Below are 5986 nucleotides of genomic sequence, written 5' to 3'. Positions count from 1 at the left end.
GGCCACCCCGACCCGGCGCCACGCCCTCGCGATCGGCACGGCCACCGCGGCACCCGCCGCCCCGGCCGCGGCGATGGTGTGCGCCGGGCCCAGCACGTCGGCCAGCGCGCCCGCCGCGGCCGCGCCGACCCCCTGCACCGTGATCAGGCCCGCCGAGTTCACGCCGGCGCACTGCGCGCGGTGCTCGTCGGGCACCCGCCGCATGAACGAGACCGTGCCGGTGATGTTGTAGCCCGTCGCCAGCAGGCCGGACGCCGCGAGCAGTACCACCGACGTCACCAGGCCCGGCCGGCAGGCGAACACCACCAGCGGTAGGCCCGCCGCGATCCCCAGCCAGGCCAGGACGCGGAGCTGCACGCGTTCCGGGATCCACTTGCCGAACACGACGCCGCCGAGCACGCTGCCCGCGGGGTCCGCCGCCATGAGCAGCCCCACCAGCGTGGCGCCCGCGCCGATCCCGGCCGCGTACGGCGCGGCCAGCGCCTCCGGGACGACGTAGAACCCGGCCAGCCAATTGAGCGCCACCAGCGTCCGCAACGCCGGGTCGCGCCAGATCAGCCGGATGCCCGCGCCGGTCGTGGCCAGCCAGGCCGGCCGGACCGCCTGCGCGATCGCCGCCCGCCGGCGGACGCCGGTGACCAGGAACAACGCCGACAGCAGGAACGTCGCCGCGTCCAGGCCCAGCGCCGCGGACGGGGTGAGCGCGGCGATCAGCGCGCCGCCGCCGGCGAACCCGGCCAGCTGCGCGCCCTGCATCGTCACGTTCCGCAGGGCCATCCCGACGAGGTACCGCTCGCCTTCGAGAACCGTGGGCAGCAGTGCTTGCTGCGCCGCTTTGAACGGCCCGCCGAGCGCCGTCATCACCGCGACCAGCACGCACACCACCCACAGCGGGACGCCGGGGATCGCGATGACCGCGACCAGCGCGGCCCGCGCCAGATCGGCCGCGACCATCACGTCCCGCCGCGGCCACCGGTCGCCGGCGCCGGCCAGCAGGATGCCGCCGAGCAGGGACGGCACATAGGTCAGGGCGTAGGTGAGGCCGGTCAGCGCGGCCGAGGACGTGCGCTGGTAGACGAGGACGGCGAGCGCGACCCGGGCGAGCTGGTCGCCGCAGACGGACAGCAGCTCGGCGGTCCACATCGCCCGGAATTCGGGGACGGCGAGCACCGCACCGAAACCGGCCTTCTTCACCCGCGCGTCATCCATCGGTGCCCCTCGAAACCGCAATCCCATCACGGTAATCACCCACCGGAGTGGAATCGAGCCGTTCGGTGACAGTTGCCCCGTTCGCACCAGCCCCGGCCCCCGGACGGCCCGCGACGGCCGTCAGGCGGGGTGGCCGCCGATCCGGGTGGTCAGCTCGGCCGCCGTCGTCGCCACTTCGGCGGCGAGGTCCGGCCACGTCTCCGGGCACGGCTCTGCTTCGCAGTGGTGGCGGAGGGTGACGCTGATCGCGGCCAGCGGGCGGGCGCCGTGGTCGAAGACCGGGCAGGCCACCGAGGCGAAACCGGCCGTGACGTGGCCGTCCTCGACCGACCAGCCGAGGCGGCGTTCCGCGGTCAGGGTGCGGCGCAGCTCGGCCAGCGTGCGCGGGCCGCGGCCGGTGCGGAGGACGAACGCCGAGGCCGCCGGGAACAGCGCGCGGACGTGCGGGGCCGGGAGGTGCCGCAGGATCGCCCGGCCGGACGCCGTCAACTGGGCCGGCAGCCGGACGCCGACCTCCGTCACCAGCGTCTCCGGGCGGGCCGGGCGTTCCTTGATCAGGTACAGCGACTCGTTGCCGTGCAGGACACCCAGGTGGGCGGTGTGCCCGACGCGGTCGACGAGCTTGCGCAGCAACGGCCCGGCCAGGCGCTCCAAAGGATCGTGGCGCAGGTAGGCCGAGCCGAGTTCGAACGCCGCGATGCCCAGGCCGTAGCGGCGTTCCGCGGGCAGGTGGACGACGAAACCGGCCGCTTCGAGCTCGCTGAGCAGGTGGTACGTGGTCGAACGGGGGAGGTTCGCCTCGCGGGCGATCGCCGCCGCGGTGACCGGGCCCGGGCGCGTGGCCAGCAGGCGCAGCACCGCCAGGCCGCGGCGCAGCGCCGGGACCTCGCTGCTGTCGCCCATGGCCCGAGCCTAGCGTCTGGGATCCCAGACAGAACCACCCGTTGAGGCATCCCACCAGCGGTTCCGAAGGGGTCCAATGAGGCCATGCCGGAAAAAGTGCTCCTGGGCCCGGAGCCCCTGACCGCCGCCCAGGTCGTCGACGTCGTCCGGGGTCACGCGCCCGTCGGGCTCACGGACGCCGCCGAGAAGAACCTCGCCGCGACGCGCCAGCACATCGAAGACCTCGCCCACGCCGTCACGCCCACCTACGGCGTTTCGACCGGCTTCGGCGCCCTCGCCACCCGCCACATCCCCGTCGAGAGCCGGACCGCGCTGCAGCGCAGCCTGATCCGCTCGCACGCCGCCGGGGCCGGGCCGGCCGTCGAGGCCGAGGTCGTCCGCGCGCTGATGCTGCTGCGGCTGCGGACCCTCGCCAGCGGCTACACCGGCGTCCGCCCGGGCACCGCGCAAACGCTTGCGGCCCTGCTCAACGCCGACATCACGCCGATCGTCCACGAGTACGGCTCCCTCGGCTGCTCCGGCGACCTCGCGCCCCTGGCCGCCGTCGCGCTCGCGCTCATGGGCGAGGGCGAAGTGACGTACCGCGGCGAAGTGATGAACGCGGACGAAGCGCTGAAGCACGCCGGGATCGAGCCGGTCGTTCTCGCCGAGAAGGAGGGCCTCGCGCTCACCAACGGCACCGACGGCATGCTCGGCATGCTCCTGCTCGCCGCCGCCGACCTGCACCGGCTCTTCGACATCGCCGACCTCACCGCCGCGATGAGCGTCGAGGCCCTGCTCGGCACCGACCGCGCGTTCGCCGCCGACCTCCAGGCCCTGCGCCCGCACCCCGGGCAGGCGAAGTCCGCGGCCCGGATGTGGCAGGCGCTGCAGGGCTCGAAGATCGTCGAGAGCCACCGCGGCCCGGACTGCAACCGCGTCCAGGACGCCTACTCGCTGCGCTGCGCCCCGCAGGTCCACGGCGCCGCGCGCGACAGCCTGACCCACGCCGAGCTCGTCGGCGACCGCGAGCTCATGTCCGCTGTGGACAATCCGGTCGTCCTCGCCGACGGCCGCGTCGAGTCCAACGGCAACTTCCACGGCGCGCCCGTCGCCTACGTCCTGGACTTCCTGGCCATCCCGATCGCCGATGTCGCCAGCATCGCCGAGCGGCGCACCGACCGGATGCTCGACAAGGCGCGCTCGCACGGCCTGCCGCCGTTCCTCGCCGACGACCCCGGCGTCGACTCCGGCCACATGATCGCCCAGTACACCCAGGCCGCCGTGGTCAGCGAGCTCAAGCGGCTCGCCGTCCCGGCGTCGGTCGACTCCATCCCGAGCAGCGCCATGCAGGAGGACCACGTCTCGATGGGCTGGTCGGCCGCGCGGAAGCTGCGCAAGGCCGTCGACGGCCTGACCACCGTCCTCGCCATCGAGCTGCTGACGGCGGCCCGGGCGCTGGACTTCCGCGCGCCGCTGGAACCGTCGCCGGTCACCGGCGCGGTCCGCGACCTGCTCCGCACGAAGGTCGCGGGCCCCGGCCCCGACCGGCACCTGGCGCCCGAGATCGCGGCCGCCGAAGAACTCGTCCGCTCCGGCGCCGTCCTCGACGCCGCCCGTCTGGAGGTCTGATGTCCCGCGTCGTCCGTGCCGCCCGCGGCACCCAGCTCACCGCCAAGTCGTGGCAGACCGAAGCCGCGCTGCGGATGTTCCACAACAACCTCGACCCGGACGTCGCCGAGCGGCCCGAGGACCTGGTCGTCTACGGCGGCACCGGCAAGGCCGCCCGCAACTGGGCCAGCTTCGACGCGATCACCCGCGAACTGACCACCTTGGACGTCGACGAGACGCTGCTGGTGCAGTCGGGCAAGCCGGTCGGCGTCTTCCGCACGCACGAGTGGGCGCCGCGCGTGCTGATCGCGAACTCGAACCTGGTCGGCGACTGGGCGACCTGGCCCGAGTTCCGCCGCCTGGAGCAGCAGGGCCTGACCATGTACGGCCAGATGACCGCGGGTTCCTGGATCTACATCGGCACCCAGGGCATCCTCCAGGGCACGTACGAGACGTTCGCCGCCGTCGCGAAGAAGAAGTTCGGCGGCACGCTTCGCGGAACCTTGACCGTCACCGCCGGGCTCGGCGGCATGGGTGGCGCGCAACCCCTCGCCGTGACCATGAACGACGGTGTCGCGCTGGTCATCGAGTGTGACCCGCAGCGCGCGCACCGCCGGGTCGAGACCCGCTACCTCGACGAGGTCGCCGACGATCTGGACGACGCCATCGCCCGCGTCACGAAGGCCAAGCAGGAGAAGCGCGCGCTGTCCGTCGGTGTCGTCGGCAACGCCGCCGAGGTGCTGCCGGAGCTGCTGCGCCGCGGTGTGGAGGTCGACATCGTCACCGACCAGACGTCCGCGCACGACCCGCTGTCGTACCTGCCCAAGGGTGTCAGCGTCGAGGACTGGCACGACTACGCGGCCAAGAAGCCCGACGAGTTCACCGACCGCTCGCGCGAGTCGATGGCCGACCACGTCGACGCCATGCTCGGCTTCCTCGACCGCGGCGCCGAGGTCTTCGACTACGGCAACTCGCTGCGCGGCGAGGCCAAGCTCGGCGGCTGCGAGCGCGCGTTCGACTTCCCCGGCTTCGTGCCCGCCTACATCCGCCCGCTGTTCTGCGAGGGCAACGGCCCGTTCCGCTGGGCGGCGCTGTCGGGCGACCCCGAGGACATCGCCGCCACCGACCGCGCGATGCTGGAACTGTTCCCGGAGAACGAATCCCTGGCGCGCTGGATCCGGCTGGCCGGCGAACGCGTGGCCTTCCAGGGCCTGCCGGCGCGGATCTGCTGGCTCGGCTACGGCGAACGCCACCTGGCCGGCCTGCGGTTCAACGAGATGGTGGCCAGCGGCGAGCTGAAGGCGCCGGTCGTCATCGGCCGCGACCACCTCGACTCCGGCAGCGTCGCCTCGCCGTACCGCGAGACCGAGGGCATGGCCGACGGCTCCGACGCGATCGCCGACTGGCCGCTGCTCAACGCCCTGGTCAACACGTCCTCGGGCGCCAGCTGGGTGTCGATCCACCACGGCGGCGGCGTCGGCATGGGCCGATCCATCCACGCCGGCCAGGTCAGCGTCGCCGACGGGACGCTCCTGGCCGCGCAGAAGCTGGAACGGGTGCTCACCAACGACCCGGGCATGGGTGTCATCCGGCACGTCGACGCCGGTTACGACCGCGCGGCCGACGTCGCCGACGAGCGGGGTGTGCGCGTCCCGATGCGGGAGCAGGCGTGACCGCTTCGGGCCTGCTGGCCGAAATCGACGACGTCGGCCGCGACCCGAAGCGCGGCGGCTACTCGCGGCACGCCTTCGACGCGCCCGAGCACGACCTGCGCGAGTGGTTCGTCGAGCGCGCGCTGGGCCTCGGGCTGGACGTCGAGACCGACCGCAACGGCAACATCTGGGCGTGGTGGGGGCCGCCGGGGCGCAACGCCGTGGTCACCGGCAGCCACCTCGACTCGGTGCCGGGTGGCGGCGCGTTCGACGGCCCGCTGGGCGTGGTGAGCGCGCTGGCCGCCGTCGAGACGTTGCAGGCCAAGGGGTTCCGGCCCCGCCGCCCGCTCGCCGTCGTGGTGTTCGCCGAGGAGGAAGGTGGCCGCTTCGGCGTTCCCTGCCTGGGCTCGCGGCTGCTCACCGGCACCATCGACGCCGACAAGGCGCGGGGCCTGCGGGACGCCGACGGCGTGACGTTCGCCGAGGCAGCCGCGAAGGCGGGCGTCGACCCGGCGCGGATCGGCCCGGACGCCGAGCGGCTCGGCCGGATCGGGCACTTCCTCGAACTGCACGTCGAGCAGGGCCGCGGGCTGATCGACCTCGGCGCGCCGGTCGCGGTCGGCAGCACGGTG

The 5986-nt window shown here is 73.8% G+C and carries 5 protein-coding genes; 3 read left to right on the top strand and 2 right to left on the bottom strand.

The features are described from left to right. Both CCN39_RS48060 and CCN39_RS48055 read right to left on the bottom strand, forming a co-directional pair. Positions 1–1209 (bottom strand): MFS transporter (locus CCN39_RS48060; RefSeq protein WP_208630697.1); only part of this gene is annotated, 1209 nt, incomplete at its 3' end. Between the two features lie 120 nt (positions 1210–1329). Next, on the bottom strand, positions 1330–2112 hold the full coding sequence (locus CCN39_RS48055; protein WP_086853873.1) for an IclR family transcriptional regulator: 783 nt from the start codon (positions 2110–2112) through the stop codon (positions 1330–1332). Positions 2113–2196: 84 nt separating this feature from the next. On the opposite strand from CCN39_RS48055, the gene hutH reads away from it, so the two are divergent. The 3 genes from hutH to CCN39_RS48040 all read left to right on the top strand — a co-directional run. Further along, entirely contained in the window at positions 2197–3723 is a 1527-nt protein-coding gene (gene hutH / locus CCN39_RS48050; RefSeq protein ID WP_086853871.1) for a histidine ammonia-lyase, read from the top strand. Further along, the gene (gene hutU, locus CCN39_RS48045) at positions 3723–5375 is read left to right on the top strand and encodes a urocanate hydratase (protein WP_086853869.1); all 1653 of its coding nucleotides are present in this window, start codon (positions 3723–3725) and stop codon (positions 5373–5375) included. The genes hutH and hutU overlap by 1 nt, the downstream gene beginning before the upstream one ends. Then, positions 5372–5986, top strand: a 615-nt coding sequence (locus CCN39_RS48040) for a M20/M25/M40 family metallo-hydrolase (RefSeq protein WP_143264482.1), incomplete at its 3' end; no start/stop codon positions are given. The genes hutU and CCN39_RS48040, both read left to right, overlap by 4 nt.

It is taken from the genome of Amycolatopsis kentuckyensis (assembly GCF_002155975.1).
GTDB lineage: Bacteria > Actinomycetota > Actinomycetes > Mycobacteriales > Pseudonocardiaceae > Amycolatopsis > Amycolatopsis kentuckyensis.
This window is presented reverse-complemented; position numbering and strand designations above follow the sequence as displayed.

Bases quoted from the DNA above. Each gene is read 5' to 3' on its own strand.
- CCN39_RS48055 (WP_086853873.1), bottom strand. From the start codon at position 2,112: ATGGGCGACAGCAGCGAGGTCCCGGCGCTGCGCCGCGGCCTGGCGGTG.
- hutH (WP_086853871.1), top strand. From the start codon at position 2,197: ATGCCGGAAAAAGTGCTCCTGGGCCCGGAGCCCCTGACCGCCGCCCAG.
- hutU (WP_086853869.1), top strand. From the start codon at position 3,723: ATGTCCCGCGTCGTCCGTGCCGCCCGCGGCACCCAGCTCACCGCCAAG.